This is a genomic window from Jutongia sp. SJQ-6 (assembly GCF_054161275.1).
Map to the genome: position 1 here is coordinate 2195645 of NZ_CP195314.1, position 16744 is coordinate 2212388.

The following is a 16744-nucleotide window of genomic DNA, read 5'->3' on the forward strand; positions in this document are numbered from 1 at the left end:
TAGACGGCATGTCACGTATCGGAAAAATGCCTATCGCTATACCAGCTGGAGTAACAGTTGATATTGCAGAAAATAATAAAGTGACTGTAAAGGGACCTAAGGGAACACTCGAGAGAGTTCTTCCTGCAGAGATGACAATTAAGAAAGAAGGCGAGGAAGTAGTAGTAACTCGTCCTAATGACTTAAAGAAGATGAAATCTTTACATGGTCTTACAAGAACGCTCATTTACAACATGGTGATTGGTGTAACTGAGGGTTATCAGAAAGAGCTTGAAGTAAACGGTGTAGGTTACAGAGCTCAGAAACAGGGCAAGAAGTTAATTCTTTCTCTTGGATATTCTCATCCGGTAGAGATGGAAGATCCAGAAGGTCTTGAGGTTGTTGTTGACGGCCAGAACAAGATCATTGTTAAGGGTATCGATAAAGAAAAAGTCGGCCAGTACGCTGCTGAAATCAGAGAAAAGAGAGCTCCAGAGCCATATAAGGGCAAGGGTATCAAATACGCTGATGAAGTTATTAGACGTAAAGTTGGTAAGACAGGTAAAAAATAATTAAAGGAGTGAATTTACGATGATTAAGAAGCAGTCAAGAAGTGAAGTTCGTGTGAAGAAGCACATGAAGGTTCGTAATCGTCTTTCTGGCACAGCCGAGAGACCTCGTTTAGCTGTATTTAGAAGTAATAATCATATGTACGCTCAGGTTATTGACGACACAGTTGGTAACACTTTAGTATCCGCATCTACTCTTCAGAAAGACGTAGCTGAGGGATTAGAGAAGACCAACAACGTTGATGCAGCAGCAAAGCTTGGCGAAGTAATCGCAAAGAAAGCTTTGGATAAGGGCATCAAGAGTGTTGTATTTGACCGTGGCGGCTTTGTTTATCAGGGTAAGGTGAAAGCATTAGCCGAGGCAGCTAGAGAAGCAGGTTTGGATTTTTAATAGGAGGAAGACACATGAAACGTACAATTATTGACACCAGCAACTTAGAGCTGGAAGATAATGTAGTAACGATCAAGCGTGTAACCAAGGTAGTTAAAGGTGGACGTAACATGAGATTTACTGCATTAGTAGTAGTTGGCGATAAGAACGGACATGTAGGTGTTGGTCTTGGTAAGGCTACTGAAATCCCTGAAGCAATCCGCAAGGGTAAAGAAGAAGCAACCAAGAAGCTTGTTGAAGTTCCTATCGACGAGAATGGTAGCGTACCACATGACCTGACAGGTAAATTCGGTAGCGCTTCCGTATTGATCAAGAGAGCACCAGAAGGTACTGGTATCATCGCAGGTGGTCCTGCACGTTCCGTACTTGAGCTTGCTGGATATAAGAATATCCGTACAAAGTCTCTTGGTTCCAATAACAAGAAAAATGTTGTATTGGCAGCAATCGAGGGTCTTAAGAACTTGAAGACTCCTGAGGAAGTTGCTAAAGCACGTGGTCTCTCCGTTGAAGAGATCTTAGGTTAAGGAGGTAAACCATGGCAGATAAGGTGAAAGTTACATTAGTAAAGTCTACAATCGGTGCCATTCCTAAGCAGCGTGCTACAGTTGAAGCATTGGGCTTGAAGAAGATTGGTAAGACCGTTGAATTGCCAAACAATGACGCTACAAAGGGCATGATTTGGCATGTAAGACATCTTGTAAAGGTTGAGGAAGCTTAATCGACGAAGAATCAGAAATTCTGAACGAAAATAAAAATAAGACTGTTTATCATATAATGATAGGCAGTCTTATTTTTTGTTTTAAAATTAAAGTGTCAAATCGATTATCATGGTGATGAAAATCGTTTATTAAGAAGTCAAAAGTTGCTTATCGAGGTGCTGAGAATCGTTTGAAAGAAAAATTTATGTTTGTGGAACGCGAGTGAAATAGGAGCTTGTGTGACGGAACAGGTTGAATTTAATTCTGCATATATATTATGATGTCCCTGTCCCTGTCAGCAGCGGAAGGAGACATCATGAGTAAATATATCCCTGCTAAGGGCAGAGTGAGGTGCTAAACTATAGTTGTAACACACCGACCTAATAAGATATAATCTTAGGAGGAAATGAGGTATTTTATCGGTGAAGAACTAACCCTTTTAATGTTTTAGAAAAAATAACCAGAAGGAGATACTTTATTTGAGAAAGAAAAAAGATGAAATAACCATCCGTTCCAGTGCAGCGGAATATTTGACCTATGTCGCCTCTGGCGGCGATCAGCAGGATAGTGTTGAGATGCGCTATGAGGAAGAAAAAACAGTATCACAAGCAGATCAAAAGATACAAAATACTTTATGGGAATTAGAGAAATCTTATGACATTTTAGACAGTGCTTGTAAGAAACGCTCTAGTGAGATGGCGCAATTAGAGACAGAAATGGTGACAAAAATACATAGATATCAGATATGCATCGTTCTTTTTGGTGTGTTTAGTTTTATTAGTTATTGGAGAAATTATCCGGAGGGCACGATAGGTGGCGGCATGGCAGGAGCTGTTTGTTTATCTGCCATCGGTCTTATGATATTTACCGGACAGCACAAAAAGAAAAAGCAGGTATATTTGGGCGAGCTTCAACGAGAGGATCACGAAAGCATGCGTAAGCTGCAAGAGCAGATGACCGAATTGCGGGAACAATTATATTTTGATAAAAAGTAAGAAGGGCACGAGGGTAATATGGCAATCATGAAGAAAACGGGAAAGATATTCGTCAGATGTCTGTTACTGCTGATAGTTTTGGCAGTTTTCCAATCGCCATGTGTTGTCGGGATACAAGGGGGATGAGCGATTTATTGACATGACTGTATACAACGGAGCGGCAGAGGAGTTTCGGAAGCAGTTTGGATAACGCTTCCGGCGTAGAAAGACGCAAAAAGCAGTAGACAAGCCTGTCACTTTTGTGGTAATATATTGATTTGTAGCGAGGGTAGAAGTGCACCCTTTTTGCAGAAAAGCAAAGGGCAAGAGACACTTTTTCAGCTTGATGTTTCGCAGTTTATGATGAAGATAGACCGCAAGTGAACATTTTGACTGAGTTTCTGCAAGGATTCGCCCGTTAGTGATTATGATCCCGTGCCATAAGAGGAAAGAAAGGCACCAAGGAAAGGGATCACCAGTATTTAGGAGGTAACTATGAATTTATCAACATTAAGTCCGGCAAAAGGTTCTAAGCAGAGCGACAACTTCAGAAGAGGTCGTGGACATGGATCAGGAAACGGAAAGACAGCAGGTAAGGGACACAAGGGTCAGAAGGCTCGTTCAGGTGCTCCACGTCCAGGTTTCGAAGGTGGCCAGATGCCACTTTACAGACGTATTCCTAAGAGAGGTTTCACAAACATCAATTCTAAGGAAATCGTTGCAATCAACTTGGATAAGTTAGAGAAATTCAATGATGGTGATGTTGTTACAGTAACAGCATTGAAGGAAAAAGGTATCATCAACAATTCGAAAGACGGAGTTAAGATACTTGGAAATGGAGAATTAACTAAGAAACTCACCGTTCAGGTAAACGCATTCAGCAAGAGTGCTGCTGAGAAGATTGAGGCTCTTGGTGGAAAAGCTGAGGTGATCTAAGGATGTTCGAAACAGTCCGCAATGCTTTTAAGATCAAAGATCTGCGCAAGAAAATCCTTTACACTTTCTTCGCATTGATCGTTGTTCGTATCGGATGTCAGTTGCCTGTACCGGGCGTTGATGCATCCGTAATTACAGATTTCTTTGATTCACAGAAGTCTTTGGACTTCTTTAACCAGTTGACGGGTGGTTCATTCTCCACAATGTCGATCTTCGCACTGAATATCACACCGTACATCACGGCATCCATTATTATTCAGTTGCTCACCATTGCAATTCCTAAGTTGGAAGAGCTTCACAAAGATGGTGAGGAAGGACGTAAGAAATTAGCAGAGTACACTCGTTATTTAACGATTGCACTTTCTGTAATTGAGAGTGCCGCTATGGCAATTGGCTTTGGTCAGCAGGGATATTTGACAGATGGTGTTACATTTACTTCTGTAGCAGTATTCGTTGTATCCTTGACTGCCGGTTCTGCATTCCTTATGTGGTTAGGTGAGCAGATCACTGAAAAGGGAGTTGGAAATGGTATTTCCATCATCCTCCTTTATAACATTGTATCTCGTATGCCAGAGGATATGATGAACCTTTTCGAGAAGTTCGTTAAAGGTGCTTCCAATGTTACCAATGGTACGATCGCAGCAGTTGTCATTCTTGCGGTAATTATTGGAATGGTAATCTTCATCGTTGTTCTTTCCGATGGTGAGAGAAGAATCAGTGTTCAGTATTCTAAGAAAACACAGGGAAGAAAGATGGTTGGTGGACAGTCATCGCACATCCCGCTTAAGGTAAACACTGCAGGCGTTATCCCGGTAATCTTTGCCGGATCTCTGTTCTCCATGCCGATCGTTATCGCTGGATTCGCAGGAATCAAGCCACAGTCCGGTGCTGGAGCAACTTTAGCGCAGAAGTTCCTTAAAGTGTTAAACCAGAACTCATGGTGTAACCTTTCCAGTTTTGGAGAGTTTAAGTATACATTGGGATTGGTAATTTACATCTTATTACTTATCTTCTTTGCATACTTCTATACATCCATCACATTTAATCCACAGGAGATTTCTATTAATATGAAGAAACAGGGTGGATTTATTCCGGGTATTCGTCCTGGTAAGCCAACGGTGGATTATTTAACAAAAGTTCTCAATAATATCATCCTTATCGGTGCAGTGGGATTATCTTTTGTAGCATTCGTTCCGATCTTCGTATCCGGTGCGTTTGGTGCAGACGTTTCCTTTGGTGGAACATCCCTCATCATTATCGTAGGTGTAGTACTTGAGACATTAAAGCAGATTGAATCTCAGATGTTAGTTCGTCATTACAAGGGATTCATCAGCGAGTAAGAAGAATATCTGTAAAATTGAGGCGTCACCCAAAACCGGGTGGCGCTTTTGTATATGTTTAATAATGTAAAAAGGGTGTTGAAACTGCGCTGCTTTTGCGTTATTATAGGTTTAATCGTGCATACGTATAAAAGCACATCTGCGTCAGCGTGCGTGACGCAGGGATGACAGAATAGAACGAAAGAATCAGGGACGCACGCAGAAATGGAGAGTATATATGAAGATTGTTATGTTGGGAGCACCTGGTGCAGGAAAAGGAACACACGCAAAGGGAATCGTAGAGAAATACCATATCCCTACAATTTCTACAGGCGATATTTTCCGTCAGAACATTAAAGAAGGAACAGAGCTTGGTAAAAAAGCAAAAGGGTATATGGATGCCGGAGAGCTGGTTCCGGACGAGCTTGTATGTGATCTTGTTGTAGATCGTTTGAGCAAAGAAGATTGCAAAGACGGATATATTTTAGATGGTTTCCCAAGAACCATTCCTCAGGCAGAGGCGCTCACAGCAGCATTAAAAGAGCAGGGAACAGCGTTGGATTATGCGATCGATATTGAAATGGAAGATCAGGCAATTGTTGATCGTATGGCAGGACGCCGTGTATGCGCAAAATGTGGAGCTACTTTCCATACAGTAAACATCCCGCCTAAGAAAGAGGGCGAATGCGATGCATGTGGTGGTGAGCTTCAGCTGCGTGACGATGATAAGCCGGAGACGGTAAAGAAGAGATTGAAAGTATATCACGATCAGACAGCACCTCTTATCGCATATTATAAAGAGCAGGGAATCCTTCACGAGATTGACGGAACACTTGGTATCGAGGGTGTTGCAAAGGCAATTGCTGCAGTTATTGGTTAATTCAAATTAATATTTAGAAAGAAGGCACATTATGTCGGTCACAATTAAATCAGAGCATGAATTGGAAAAAATGAGAGAAGCTGGACGTATTTTGGGAATTGTTCATGATGAAATGGCAAAGATTATTCGTCCGGGCATTAGCACAATGGATATCAATCGTAAAGGAGAAGAAGTGATCCGTAGTTTTGGATGCATCCCATCCTTTTTGAACTACAACGGATATCCGGCGAGTATTTGCGTATCTGTGAATGATGAGGTCGTCCATGGTATTCCCAGCAAAAAGAGAATTTTGCAGGAGGGAGATATTGTCAGCCTGGATGCCGGCGTAATCTATGAAGGATATCATTCTGATGCAGCGAGAACGCATGCTGTTGGTCAGATCTCAGAAGAAGATCAGTTTTTGATCGATGTGACAAAGCAGAGTTTTTTTGAAGGAATCAAATACGCTAAAGCGGGCAATCATTTGTACGATATTTCCAAAGCTATCCAGAACTATGCAGAAGCAAACGGATTTTCTATTGTGCGCGATCTGGTTGGTCATGGAATTGGAAGAAATCTTCACGAGGAACCACAGGTGCCAAACTTTAAGCCGATTGGACGAGGTATAAAGCTGCGTCCCGGCATGACGCTTGCAATAGAACCGATGGTAAATGCAGGTGACTATGATGTGTGGGTGCTTGAAGATGACTGGACAGTAGTTACTACTGACAGTATGAAGTCAGCACACTACGAAAATACGATCCTGATCACTGAAGGAGAGCCGGAGATCTTTTCATGGAAAGAAGGTCTTGCATAATCCGATAGCGTGTGAATATTATATTGCAATATGTGTCATCAGTTGGGGACAAACCCCTTTTTCGTCCCCAACATCATAATATAAAAATCGCATAATGTGCGAGGAAATGGAGTTTGAAATGTCGAAAGAAGATGTAATTGAAATTGAAGGAATCGTTGTCGAGAAGCTGCCAAATGCTATGTTCAAAGTAGAATTAGAGAATGGACATCAGGTATTAGCGCATATTAGCGGCAAACTTCGCAAAAACTTCATCCGCATTTTGCCGGGTGACAAAGTTACGATGGAGATGTCTCCGTATGATCTGACAAAGGGCCGTATTACATGGCGTGATAAATAATCAGCGATCTTTTGGAAAAATAAGACTATATGTGTCAAGCAATGCGCATGTGGTCTTTTTTTTACATTGAAAAAAATTAGAAATTCCCGAAAAAACCACTTGCAACCAAGAAATGTATATGATATAGTAGACAATGGACTTTATTGAAAGGAGGTTATTGCTGTGAAAGTTAGATCTTCAGTAAAACCGATTTGCGAAAAATGTAAGGTCATCAAGAGAAAGGGTCGTATCAGAGTTATCTGTGAGAACCCACGTCATAAGCAGAGACAGGGCTAATTAGGAGGCAGGCGATAGACCTGCTCACGAGATAGACTTGCTTTCTGTTCATTATCGCATTTACGGATGCGATGACATTGTAGGTGGAGTGATTAACCACTTCGGCAAGCTTTGGAAACAAAGCAAGGATGCGTCATTTCATCCATGTCGGTCCTATCATGGCAGATTGATGACTGCGGCGTAGTACCGGTTGCCATTTCGCAGGCAACCCGATGATTTCTGTGCAGCGTAAGAATACACTGCGGTTCGCGTATGCGGATTCATTGTGGCAGAGATTTTGGAGGACGTCTATGCAATAGGATTACAGTTTAAAGCGGCTGTGCAGTAATTTTACTGCAAAATCATGTATCTATTTTTCAAAACAAAAAATAACGGAGGTGTAAAGTACACATGGCACGTATTAGTGGTGTAGACTTACCAAGAGACAAGCGTGTTGAGATCGGACTTACCTATATTTATGGTATTGGTAGAGTTAGTTCCAACCGTATTTTAGCAGAGGCTAATGTAAGCCCTGACACTCGTGTTAAGGATCTTACTGATGATGAAGTAAAGCGTATTAGCAGTGTGATCGATGAGACACAGACAGTGGAAGGTGATCTTCGTAGAGAAATCGCGATGAACATCAAGAGACTGCAGGAAATCGGATGCTACAGAGGAATCCGTCATAGAAAAGGTCTTCCTGTTCGTGGACAGAAGACAAAGACAAATGCTAGAACTCGCAAGGGTCCAAAGCGTACTGTCGCAAATAAGAAGAAATAATAATAAGTAAGTATGTACAAATTCTAACAGGAGGGTTTGACAATGGCTAAACAGCAAGTTGTAAAGAAGACAGGCAAGAAGCGTGTCAAGAAAAATGTCGGACATGGACAGGCACATATTCAGTCTTCCTTTAATAATACGATCGTTACGCTCACAGATGCAGAAGGAAATGCAATCTCTTGGGCAAGCGCAGGTGGATTAGGATTCAGAGGATCCAAGAAGTCCACTCCTTATGCAGCACAGATGGCAGCAGAGACTGCAGCTAAGGCAGCAATCCCACACGGCTTAACATCTGTAGATGTTATGGTAAAAGGACCTGGTTCAGGTCGTGAGGCAGCAATCCGTGCGTTGTCTGCATGTGGTATTGACGTAACAAGCATCAGAGACGTGACACCGGTTCCACACAATGGATGTAGACCGCCAAAGCGTCGTCGTGTATAATTTGCATTTTTATATGACAATGAATTGATGATTAATTATTATAGGAGGAAAATGACATGGCAAGAGATATGACGCCAGTATTGAAGAGATGTAGAACTCTTGGCTTGGATCCACAGTTCTTAGGAATTGACAAAAAGTCCAACAGAAATGTTAGACAGGGAAGAAAGCCTAGCGAGTATGGACTTCAGTTAAAAGAGAAGCAGAAAGCAAAATTTATTTATGGTGTATTAGAGAAACCATTTAGAAATGATTTTGCAAAGGCACAGAAATTAAAATATGGTACAACAGGTGAGAACCTTCTTATTCTTTTAGAGCTTCGTTTGGACAACGTATTGTTCCGTATGGGATATGGTCGTACAAGAAAAGAAGCTCGTCAGATCGTAGGTCATAAGCACGTATTAGTAAATGGTAAATGTGTAAACATCCCATCATATGAAGTTAAGCCGGGTGATGTGATCGAAATCAAAGAGAAGCACAAAGGAGCTCAGAGATATAAGGATATCCTTGAAGTAACAGATGGCCGTCTTGTTCCTGATTGGCTTGAGGCAGATCATGAGAAGCTTTCTGGTGTCGTTAAGGAAATCCCAACAAGAGAGCAGATTGATGTTCCTGTAAATGAAGTGCTTATCGTCGAGTTGTATTCTAAATAATAACTCGCAGATCAGGTAAGCATTGAACCCCAAAAGGAGGTACTGGGAGTGCTTGATTTTAAAGAACCAAATATTAAGATTGCAGATATTTCAGAAGATAAGAAATATGGACGTTTTGTAGTAGAACCATTGGAGCGTGGTTATGGTACAACTCTTGGAAATTCTCTGAGAAGAATCATGCTTTCATCATTGCCGGGTACAGCAGTTAGTCATATTCGTATTGACGGAGTTGGTCATGAGTTTTCAGCAATTCCTGGTGTGAAGGAAGACGTTACTGAGATTATTATGAACATCAAGAGTCTGGCAATCAAGAATAACAGTGAGACCGATGAGGTCAAGACTGCTTATATCGAGGCCTCCGGCGAGGGTGTGGTCAGAGCGTCTGATATTCAGGTGGATTCTGATATCGAGATCATGAATCCGGATCAGGTGATTGCTACATTGAGTGGTGGTCCTGACTGCAAACTTTACATTGAGATGACAATTGTAAATGGTCGTGGATACGTAAGTTCTGATAAGAACAAACGTGAAGATTTACCGATCAATGTTATCGCAATCGATTCTATCTTTACTCCGGTAGAGAGAGTTAATATCAAGGTTGAGAATACTCGTGTTGGTCAGATTACAGATTATGATAAGCTGACATTAGATGTATTTACAGATGGTACAATTGAGCCAAGTGATGCAGTAAGTCTTGCTGCAAAGGTGTTATCCGATCACTTGAGATCATTTATTGATCTATCTGATAAGAGTTCTCGTATTCAGGTTATTGCGGCTGAAGAAGAGAATAGCAAAGACAAAGTGTTGGAAATGAATATTGATGAATTAGAGCTTTCCGTTCGTTCATACAACTGCTTGAAGAGAGCAGGAATCAACACTGTTGAGGAACTTTGCAACCGTACATCGGAAGACATGATGAAAGTTAGAAACCTTGGACGTAAATCTTTGGAAGAAGTATTGTCTAAGCTTAAGGAGTTAGGTCTTTCCTTGAACTTGGGAGATGAATAATTAGGAGGTAAGCACAATGGCAGGCTATAGAAAACTTGGAAGAACTTCCAGCCAGAGAAAAGCTTTGCTTCGCAATCAGGTGACAAATTTGTTGTATCATGGCAGCATTGTTACTACTGAGGCAAAAGCGAAAGAGATTCGTAAAATCGCAGAGGGAATCATTGCTCTGGGTGTTAAGGAATGCAATAATTACGACACTGTAACCGTTACTGCTAAGGTTGCCCGCAAGGACAAAGATGGTAAGCGTGTGAAAGAAGTCGTTGATGGTAAGAAGGTAACACAGTTTGATGAAGTAGAGAAGGAGATCAGAAAGGATCAGCCATCCAGACTGCATGCTCGTAGAAAGATGCAGAAGGTTCTTTACAACATCACTGAGGTTCCGGCAGAGATGCAGGGACGCAAGAGTGGTACTAAGACTGTTGATGTTGCAGCATTTGTTTTGGATGATCTTGCACCAAAGTATGCTGAGCGCAATGGTAATGGTGGTTATACCCGTATCGTGAAGATTGGTCAGCGTAAGGGTGATGCTGCTATGCAGGTACTCATTGAGTTAGTATAATTTTAATATTGCTCTTAATAGAAAGAGGTATTGCAGAAATTTTCTGTGGTACCTCTTTTTTGATATAGGAAATTGCTCGTAACGTAGAGGGAAGCCACCAAGAATTGCTTTAGCAATTCTTGTAAAGCAAAGCGCTGGCTTTGCTTTTTTGGTATAGGTGATTTGGCGAAATTGTCATTTTTCTGTGAAAAAGCTAACATATAAATGACAAATAACAACGTTAATATAAGAGAAAATATGGCAGGAGCGGTTGAAAGACGGCGAAGAAATATTTACAAAAACAGATGAAAGTGTTACTGAGTCTTCAACATTCTCATCCAAAAAGAAAAGAGGAATATAGAATTTATGAAAAGATTACTATCATTTGTATTATCAGCAGCATTAATAGTGAGCGGGACGTATGCAGCAAATAGCATGCATATTTCTGCAGATGAAGCATCTTCAGTAGTAGGGTCAAGTGCTACGTCACAGACAGAATTAGATCCGGCAGCCAGCCCCCAGATTACGGAAAAGCCGGGTGCAGTTCCGGATGACACACCACAAGTTAGTGGACAGCCGACTGTAAAACCGGATGATGCACCACAGGTTAGTGGGCAGCCAACTGTAAAACCAGATGATGTACCACAGGTTAGTGGGCAGCCAACCGCAAAACCAGGTGATGCACCACAGGTTAGTGAGCAGCCAACGACAGTGCCGGGCAACACACCGCAGGCTACAGTAGAACCTAGTGCAACACCACAGGTTACAGAAGTAACCGCGCCGATAGCGCCACAGGTAATACAGATCAAAGGTGGTTCTAAGCGCGTCAAGTTATATTGGACAGAACAAAAAGATGCGAGCGGATATTATATTTACTATTCGACGAGTAAGGCAGGGACATATATAAGAACAAAAACAATTACCAATCCCGGTACTTGCAAATATGTCAAAAAATCTTTAGAGCAAAATAAAACTTATTACTTTAAAATATCTGCCTATACTATGAACGCCAATGGACTGCCGGTAGAAGGAGAGCTTTCGCAAGCCTACGCTGCTAAGACTATAACGGTAAGTGCGACATCGAAAGGTGCAAGAAAGTATTCCAGCACGGCAAAGTTTAAGAAGTCTCCGGCATATAAGAAATATGCATTTTTGCGTAAAGCAAACTATACGAAAAGCTTTGCTATACCGGGGATGAAAACAACCAACGTAGCAGGTTTCGCCAATAATCGCATGTTCCCACAAGGAGGCTGTGCTGCAGGAGCCTATATGCTTGTATCAGCATACGCATATAATGGAGAGGATGAATCTGTCATCTACGTATTAAGCCGGTCTTCAAAATCATATATTACGACGTTGGTTATGCCAAATAAGACAAAAATTGACGCAATGGCGTATGATGGCAAGAATGTGTGGCTGACACAAGGGAAAAAAGTTGTTCGTTTTTCATATGAGATGATCTCTAAAGCGGTAGCGTCAGGGAGCGCATACACGGAATTAGCTGCGTTTGATGAAACTTATTCCATAGCAACAAAAGGTTCTTATATGGCATACAGAGATCATGTATTGTGGATTGGAGCTTATAATTCGAAGCTTGCAACGAGAATGTATGGCTATGTAGTGCAAACCAATACAACAGGTGCAGTATCGCTGACACGTAAATATTATATGGCAATGCCAAATCGAACGAGAGCCGTATCCTTTGACGCGGATGGTTATATGTATGTGGTGAGAAGTTCTCAGTCAAACAACAAACAGTCCGGCTATTTGTCCCAGATTCGCACCTATAAGCCTGCATTTTCGACGCCGGCAGCGTCAGGCGGTGTGGCAAAAAAAGTGTATACGAAGAAGACTACAATTCCACCAAGAGCCTGTGGAAGTATGGTATATGGACAATATTTATATACAGTATTTTCCGGTTGTAAATATTCGAAATGCACTTATAAGGTCGATCGGGTAATTGCGATCAAGTTGACAAGGATGCGGTAGGTACATGCGTTGCCTATGACGATGTATGTTTTAAGAGTAAACTGTGATTAAGTTGACTAGTTGCGGTAAGTACATGTCCTTAGATTATATCTTTATCGCTATAGGAAGATTATAAATACCATCCTTTCTGCAATGGGAAAAGGATGGTATTTTTTTGCGGAATCTGTTACTATAGGGATGGCTTTTTACAATGGCGGGTAGGTGCAGTAGTGGTTAAACTCGACTTTGAATTACAGCATCTATCTGAGTCGGCAGATTTATATATTTGCACACGTGGTATAAATTTGTCAGAATAGCATGTGTGCGGAAATGAGGACAAAATGACAAAGAAAGAGTATGCTGGGTATGAGTATGTGGAAAATGGTGTGTGTGCTGCACAGGGATTTACGGCTAATGGATTGAATTGCGGTATTAATCCGATAAAAACAAAAAATGATCTTGGAATGATATTTAGTGAGAAGGAATGTACAGCAGCAGCAGTATATACTCAAAATAAAGTGAAGGGTGCACCTATTTTGGTGACGAAAGCAAATCTTGCGCAAAGTGGTGGCAAAGCACAGGCAGTAATCGTGAATTCGAAGAATGCGAATACCTGTAATGCCAATGGCGTAGAAGTGGCAAATGCCGTTTGTAAGTTAACAGCTGACGAATTAGGGATTACAGCAGATCGTGTTATTGTTGCTTCAACCGGTGTCATCGGAGCACCAATGTCTGTAGAGCCGTTTGCAAATGCTATGCATGAACTCGCAGAGGGATTAAGCATCGATGGACATGATGCTGCGGCAAAAGCAATTATGACAACAGATACCGTCCAGAAAGAGGTGGCAGTAGAATTTCTTTTGGATGGTAAGAAATGTAGACTAGGTGGCATGGCAAAAGGCAGCGGCATGATCCATCCTAATATGGCTACCACTCTTAACTTTATCACGACGGATGTGGCAATTTCCGGAGAAATGATACAGGCGGCATTATCAGAAATTGTTAAAGTTACATACAACTGTTTGAGTATAGATGGTGATACTTCCACAAATGACATGGTTAGTGTTATGGCAAATGGTTTAGCTGGAAATGCAGAGATTACCGAGAAAAATGCAGATTTCGATCTGTTTAAAAAAGCATTGTACGTTGTTATGGAGAATATGACCAAAATGTTGGCAGCAGATGGAGAGGGTGCTTCTAAATTTTTAGAATGCTCTTGTGATGGCGCACCGGATCAGGAAACAGCAATTGTTGTGGCGAAGAGTGTAATCCGATCCCCATTGTTTAAATGTGCTATGTTCGGAGAAGATGCTAACTGGGGAAGAATCCTTTGCGCAATTGGTTATGCGGAAGCGGAGTTCGATATTGACAAAGTGGCAGTAGAGTTGGAGTCAGAAGTCGGAACAGTAGCAGTATGTAAAAATGGTGCAGGGGTTGCTTTTTCCGAGGAAGAAGCGGCCAAAATATTGAACAAAGATGAAATTTATATTCATGTTCATTTGAATCAGGGTGAAGCATCTGCTAAGGCATGGGGCTGTGATCTTACATACGATTATGTGAAAATAAACGGAGATTACCGCTCTTGATAAACAGGGACAGCCGTTTGTGATAACGGGAGTTTATTATTCCTGGCAGACGGACGGAAAGTTAAGTGCTGTGTGCCTCCCAAAACTTGAGCAAGTGTTCAGTCATAGTCTCAGGGGTGACTGTATAATGCGGAAACCACTCACGTGGGAAGAGGGATTGATAACTGCCCTGCAAAAAACGATCGTCTAATAAAAGGATACAACCATAGTCCTGCTCGGTACGGATGACACGTCCGGCTGCTTGCAGGACTTTATTCATGCCCGGATATTGGTATGCATAAGAAAAACCATGTCTGGTGTTTCTTATTGTTGCTTCGTCGTTTTCAGAACCTGTTGAAAATGATGAAATTTCCCCGTCAAAAAATTGTCGATAGAGTTCATTTTCATTGCAAACCATTGGTAGACCTGTTCCCACAATCACAGCACCTATCAGGCGTTCTGCCTTCAAATCTATTCCTTCGCTAAATATTCCGCCCAAGACGCATAATCCTACAGTCGTTGTGGTGGGAGATTCTGAAAAATGCGCCAGAAACTCTTCTCGTTCTTGCTCATCCATTGTGGCATTTTGTGTAAGCAGAGTCAGATCTTGACTGGCATCAGAGGAGGCGATCATATCATAGATATCCTGCAGCATCTTATAGGATGGAACAAAGACCATATAGTTGCCCGATCTGGCATGCACAAATCGTAATATATAGTCTACAATTCGGGCATACATTGCAGCTCCGCGTCGACTGTATTTAGTGCTGACATCTCGACCGACCAGTAATAGTCGGTTGTGACTAGGGAACGGTGATGGGGCATAGATAGCGTAATCTTCAGGGCGGCTTGCCAGTTGCTCTCTATAGTATTGAATAGGAAGCAGTGTTGCAGAGAAAAAAATAGCGGAGCGTCCCATGGCAAGGTACTGTTCCAGGTTGGCAGATGGATTCATACATTGTAAATGAACACAGAAATTGCTGTTATCATTATAGTCGCAATAAATCAGATAGTGTTCATCAACCAACTCATATACATTTACAAAGGAACGGATGTTAAAGTAAAAATCCAGTAATTGGCTAAATTGTTCCTCCGATAATTTTTTCTCACTGAAAGAGGGATCTTGTAAAAACTCATCCATTACACTTTGAAGTCGAAGTAAGCGTCCTAACAAAGCATCTGTCATAGACAGTGTGCAGATGAGAAGTTCGTCACATTGTCTTTTCAGATCTAAAAGTGCACGATTTACACTTTCTAAAGAAGCTGTGATCTTTTTGCTTTTGGTTTTAAGGAGACGTTTGGTCTCTAACACGTCTTCTTTGATCAAAACTGCAGAGTACATATCGCGGGCACGGTCAACCAAATTGTGTGCTTCATCTACTAAAAAAAGATTCGCTGTACTTCCGGCAGCGCCATCTGAAAAAAAGCGTTTGAGGTGGCTATCCGGGTCAAAGGCATAATTATAGTCGCCGATCACAGCATCGCACCAAAGAGAAGCATCCAGACTGAGCTCGAAAGGACATACTTCATGTTTTAAGGCGTATTGCGTTATGATATCACGAGTGATCTGTGATTCGTGAGTGATAAGATCATATACGGCATCGTTAATACGGTCAAAATGACCTTTGGCACGTTCGCAATTTGCCGGATGACAGTTTGCTTTCTCTAGAATGCAGATTTTATCTTTGGCAGTTAAGGTGATACTTTTGAGGGCTGCCTGGTGGTTGGCCAGAAGTGCAAAGGTGTTTTCAGCAACCGTACGAGTAATCGTTTTTGCGGTCAGGTAAAAGATTTTCCCTGTCAAATGTTCCCCCATTGCTTTAACGGCGGGAAATATTGTTGCAATTGTTTTGCCTACGCCGGTAGGGGCTTCGATATAGAGCCGTTTTTGTCGTAGGATAGATTGGTAGACACCTTTCACAAGATCGGCCTGTCCGTTACGATATACAAACGGAAATTCCAACGGGCGTATAGAGGCATCGCGTTCTTCTTGCCAGTGTATCTGCCAAGCAAGCCACTTTGCGTATTCCGTTAATAGTGTTTCATAAAATCGGTGAAGGTCCTCATAGGTGATCACTTCATAAAAATAGCGGATATCTTCCGTGGGAATATGACAATAAGTGATGCGGATACCAATGGATGAAAGGTGTTCCTGTGAGGCATAAATATATGCATAACATAGCGCCTGAGCACGGTGAACGGCAATGGGCTCGTACATTGTGTGTACATTACGATATATGCCTTTGATCTCATCAATAAAGTCAGTAGGTGCCTCGGAATCATCATGAATTATAGTGCGGCATGGGATTATCGGATGGGTATGCTCGGCCTCGGTTCCTAGGGGGATCTCGCTTGAAAAGTCAGCAAAATCGTACAGCCTTGGAAGGAGAGATTTCGGGAATATGCCGTCAGCGCGTCCTTCCACGGATATTGCAAACGAAAGGTTATCATAGCACACAGAGGATGTGTATTTTAATGGGACTTCAGCATGGTATTGTGATCCCATCTGCTTTTGCAGCTTTTTGTGAATGCGAGTGCCCTCCTGCATAGCATCAGTATCTCGGATGCCGGTAGAAGAAGATACAATATCACCGGAGCGTAATATAAATTCCACCAAGTCACGGACAGATACTTTACATGTGTGCATAAGAGCCTCCTTC

Annotated in this window: 19 protein-coding genes; 18 read left to right on the forward strand and 1 reads right to left on the reverse strand. The window is 41.8% G+C overall.

What is annotated here, in order from left to right; translation table 11 throughout:
- Window positions 1-8 precede the first annotated feature (8 nt).
- The 18 genes from rplF to argJ all read left to right on the forward strand — a co-directional run bounded on the left by rplF (window position 9) and on the right by argJ (window position 14105).
- Window positions 9-551, forward strand: coding sequence for a 50S ribosomal protein L6 (gene rplF, locus ACSAJE_RS09890; RefSeq protein ID WP_022025531.1), 543 nt, complete (start codon window positions 9-11; stop codon window positions 549-551).
- 19 nt (window positions 552-570) lie between these two features.
- A complete protein-coding gene (rplR, locus tag ACSAJE_RS09895) occupies window positions 571-939 on the forward strand; it encodes a 50S ribosomal protein L18 (RefSeq protein WP_022025530.1) in 369 nt (122 codons plus the stop codon).
- Window positions 940-953: 14 nt separating this feature from the next.
- A complete protein-coding gene (rpsE, locus tag ACSAJE_RS09900) occupies window positions 954-1463 on the forward strand; it encodes a 30S ribosomal protein S5 (protein WP_022025529.1) in 510 nt (169 codons plus the stop codon).
- 11 nt (window positions 1464-1474) lie between these two features.
- Complete coding sequence (rpmD, locus tag ACSAJE_RS09905) at window positions 1475-1657, forward strand: 50S ribosomal protein L30 (protein ID WP_022025528.1); 183 nt, start codon at window positions 1475-1477, stop codon at window positions 1655-1657.
- Between the two features lie 459 nt (window positions 1658-2116).
- On the forward strand, window positions 2117-2632 hold the full coding sequence (locus ACSAJE_RS09910; RefSeq protein WP_458008958.1) for a hypothetical protein: 516 nt from the start codon (window positions 2117-2119) through the stop codon (window positions 2630-2632).
- Window positions 2633-3106: 474 nt separating this feature from the next.
- Window positions 3107-3547: a 50S ribosomal protein L15 gene (rplO, locus tag ACSAJE_RS09915; protein WP_022025517.1), complete on the forward strand. Its 441-nt coding sequence runs from the start codon at window positions 3107-3109 to the stop codon at window positions 3545-3547.
- Between the two features lie 2 nt (window positions 3548-3549).
- Window positions 3550-4887: a preprotein translocase subunit SecY gene (secY, locus tag ACSAJE_RS09920; protein WP_022025516.1), complete on the forward strand. Its 1338-nt coding sequence runs from the start codon at window positions 3550-3552 to the stop codon at window positions 4885-4887.
- Between the two features lie 217 nt (window positions 4888-5104).
- Complete coding sequence (locus tag ACSAJE_RS09925; protein ID WP_022025515.1) at window positions 5105-5746, forward strand: adenylate kinase; 642 nt, start codon at window positions 5105-5107, stop codon at window positions 5744-5746.
- A gap of 31 nt (window positions 5747-5777) precedes the next feature.
- Window positions 5778-6542, forward strand: a complete 765-nt coding sequence (gene map / locus ACSAJE_RS09930) for a type I methionyl aminopeptidase (protein WP_022025514.1) — start codon at window positions 5778-5780, stop codon at window positions 6540-6542.
- Window positions 6543-6660: 118 nt separating this feature from the next.
- Window positions 6661-6879 (forward strand): translation initiation factor IF-1, encoded by a 219-nt coding sequence (gene infA, locus ACSAJE_RS09935; protein WP_022013568.1) that lies wholly within the window; start codon window positions 6661-6663, stop codon window positions 6877-6879.
- A 162-nt stretch (window positions 6880-7041) separates the two neighbouring features.
- Window positions 7042-7155: a 50S ribosomal protein L36 gene (gene rpmJ / locus ACSAJE_RS09940; RefSeq protein WP_118507368.1), complete on the forward strand. Its 114-nt coding sequence runs from the start codon at window positions 7042-7044 to the stop codon at window positions 7153-7155.
- Window positions 7156-7545: 390 nt separating this feature from the next.
- Window positions 7546-7914 carry a 30S ribosomal protein S13 gene (gene rpsM, locus ACSAJE_RS09945; protein WP_022025513.1) on the forward strand — a complete coding sequence of 123 codons (369 nt, stop codon included), beginning with the start codon at window positions 7546-7548 and terminating at the stop codon, window positions 7912-7914.
- Window positions 7915-7956: 42 nt separating this feature from the next.
- Window positions 7957-8355, forward strand: a complete 399-nt coding sequence (rpsK, locus tag ACSAJE_RS09950; protein ID WP_022025512.1) for a 30S ribosomal protein S11 — start codon at window positions 7957-7959, stop codon at window positions 8353-8355.
- Window positions 8356-8411: 56 nt separating this feature from the next.
- Window positions 8412-9005 (forward strand): 30S ribosomal protein S4, encoded by a 594-nt coding sequence (rpsD, locus tag ACSAJE_RS09955; RefSeq protein ID WP_022025511.1) that lies wholly within the window; start codon window positions 8412-8414, stop codon window positions 9003-9005.
- 48 nt (window positions 9006-9053) lie between these two features.
- Complete coding sequence (locus ACSAJE_RS09960; protein ID WP_022025510.1) at window positions 9054-10013, forward strand: DNA-directed RNA polymerase subunit alpha; 960 nt, start codon at window positions 9054-9056, stop codon at window positions 10011-10013.
- 16 nt (window positions 10014-10029) lie between these two features.
- A complete protein-coding gene (locus ACSAJE_RS09965) occupies window positions 10030-10572 on the forward strand; it encodes a bL17 family ribosomal protein (RefSeq protein WP_022025509.1) in 543 nt (180 codons plus the stop codon).
- Window positions 10573-10917: 345 nt separating this feature from the next.
- Window positions 10918-12540: a hypothetical protein gene (locus ACSAJE_RS09970; protein WP_458008959.1), complete on the forward strand. Its 1623-nt coding sequence runs from the start codon at window positions 10918-10920 to the stop codon at window positions 12538-12540.
- A gap of 320 nt (window positions 12541-12860) precedes the next feature.
- Window positions 12861-14105, forward strand: a complete 1245-nt coding sequence (argJ, locus tag ACSAJE_RS09975; protein WP_458008960.1) for a bifunctional glutamate N-acetyltransferase/amino-acid acetyltransferase ArgJ — start codon at window positions 12861-12863, stop codon at window positions 14103-14105.
- Window positions 14106-14166: 61 nt separating this feature from the next.
- Here argJ and ACSAJE_RS09980 read toward each other — a convergent pair whose 3' ends face one another.
- Window positions 14167-16731: an ATP-dependent DNA helicase gene (locus tag ACSAJE_RS09980; protein ID WP_458008961.1), complete on the reverse strand. Its 2565-nt coding sequence runs from the start codon at window positions 16729-16731 to the stop codon at window positions 14167-14169.
- Window positions 16732-16744: the final 13 nt, after the last annotated feature.

Coding starts and splice junctions, on each gene's coding strand:
- infA (WP_022013568.1), top strand. CDS start 6,661: ATGTCGAAAGAAGATGTAATTGAAATTGAAGGAATCGTTGTCGAGAAG.
- secY (WP_022025516.1), top strand. CDS start 3,550: ATGTTCGAAACAGTCCGCAATGCTTTTAAGATCAAAGATCTGCGCAAG.
- ACSAJE_RS09980 (WP_458008961.1), bottom strand. CDS start 16,731: ATGCACACATGTAAAGTATCTGTCCGTGACTTGGTGGAATTTATATTA.
- ACSAJE_RS09970 (WP_458008959.1), top strand. CDS start 10,918: ATGAAAAGATTACTATCATTTGTATTATCAGCAGCATTAATAGTGAGC.
- rpsK (WP_022025512.1), top strand. CDS start 7,957: ATGGCTAAACAGCAAGTTGTAAAGAAGACAGGCAAGAAGCGTGTCAAG.
- rplR (WP_022025530.1), top strand. CDS start 571: ATGATTAAGAAGCAGTCAAGAAGTGAAGTTCGTGTGAAGAAGCACATG.
- rpsM (WP_022025513.1), top strand. CDS start 7,546: ATGGCACGTATTAGTGGTGTAGACTTACCAAGAGACAAGCGTGTTGAG.
- argJ (WP_458008960.1), top strand. CDS start 12,861: ATGACAAAGAAAGAGTATGCTGGGTATGAGTATGTGGAAAATGGTGTG.
- ACSAJE_RS09965 (WP_022025509.1), top strand. CDS start 10,030: ATGGCAGGCTATAGAAAACTTGGAAGAACTTCCAGCCAGAGAAAAGCT.
- rplO (WP_022025517.1), top strand. CDS start 3,107: ATGAATTTATCAACATTAAGTCCGGCAAAAGGTTCTAAGCAGAGCGAC.
- rpmD (WP_022025528.1), top strand. CDS start 1,475: ATGGCAGATAAGGTGAAAGTTACATTAGTAAAGTCTACAATCGGTGCC.
- rpsD (WP_022025511.1), top strand. CDS start 8,412: ATGGCAAGAGATATGACGCCAGTATTGAAGAGATGTAGAACTCTTGGC.
- ACSAJE_RS09925 (WP_022025515.1), top strand. CDS start 5,105: ATGAAGATTGTTATGTTGGGAGCACCTGGTGCAGGAAAAGGAACACAC.
- map (WP_022025514.1), top strand. CDS start 5,778: ATGTCGGTCACAATTAAATCAGAGCATGAATTGGAAAAAATGAGAGAA.
- rpsE (WP_022025529.1), top strand. CDS start 954: ATGAAACGTACAATTATTGACACCAGCAACTTAGAGCTGGAAGATAAT.
- rplF (WP_022025531.1), top strand. CDS start 9: ATGTCACGTATCGGAAAAATGCCTATCGCTATACCAGCTGGAGTAACA.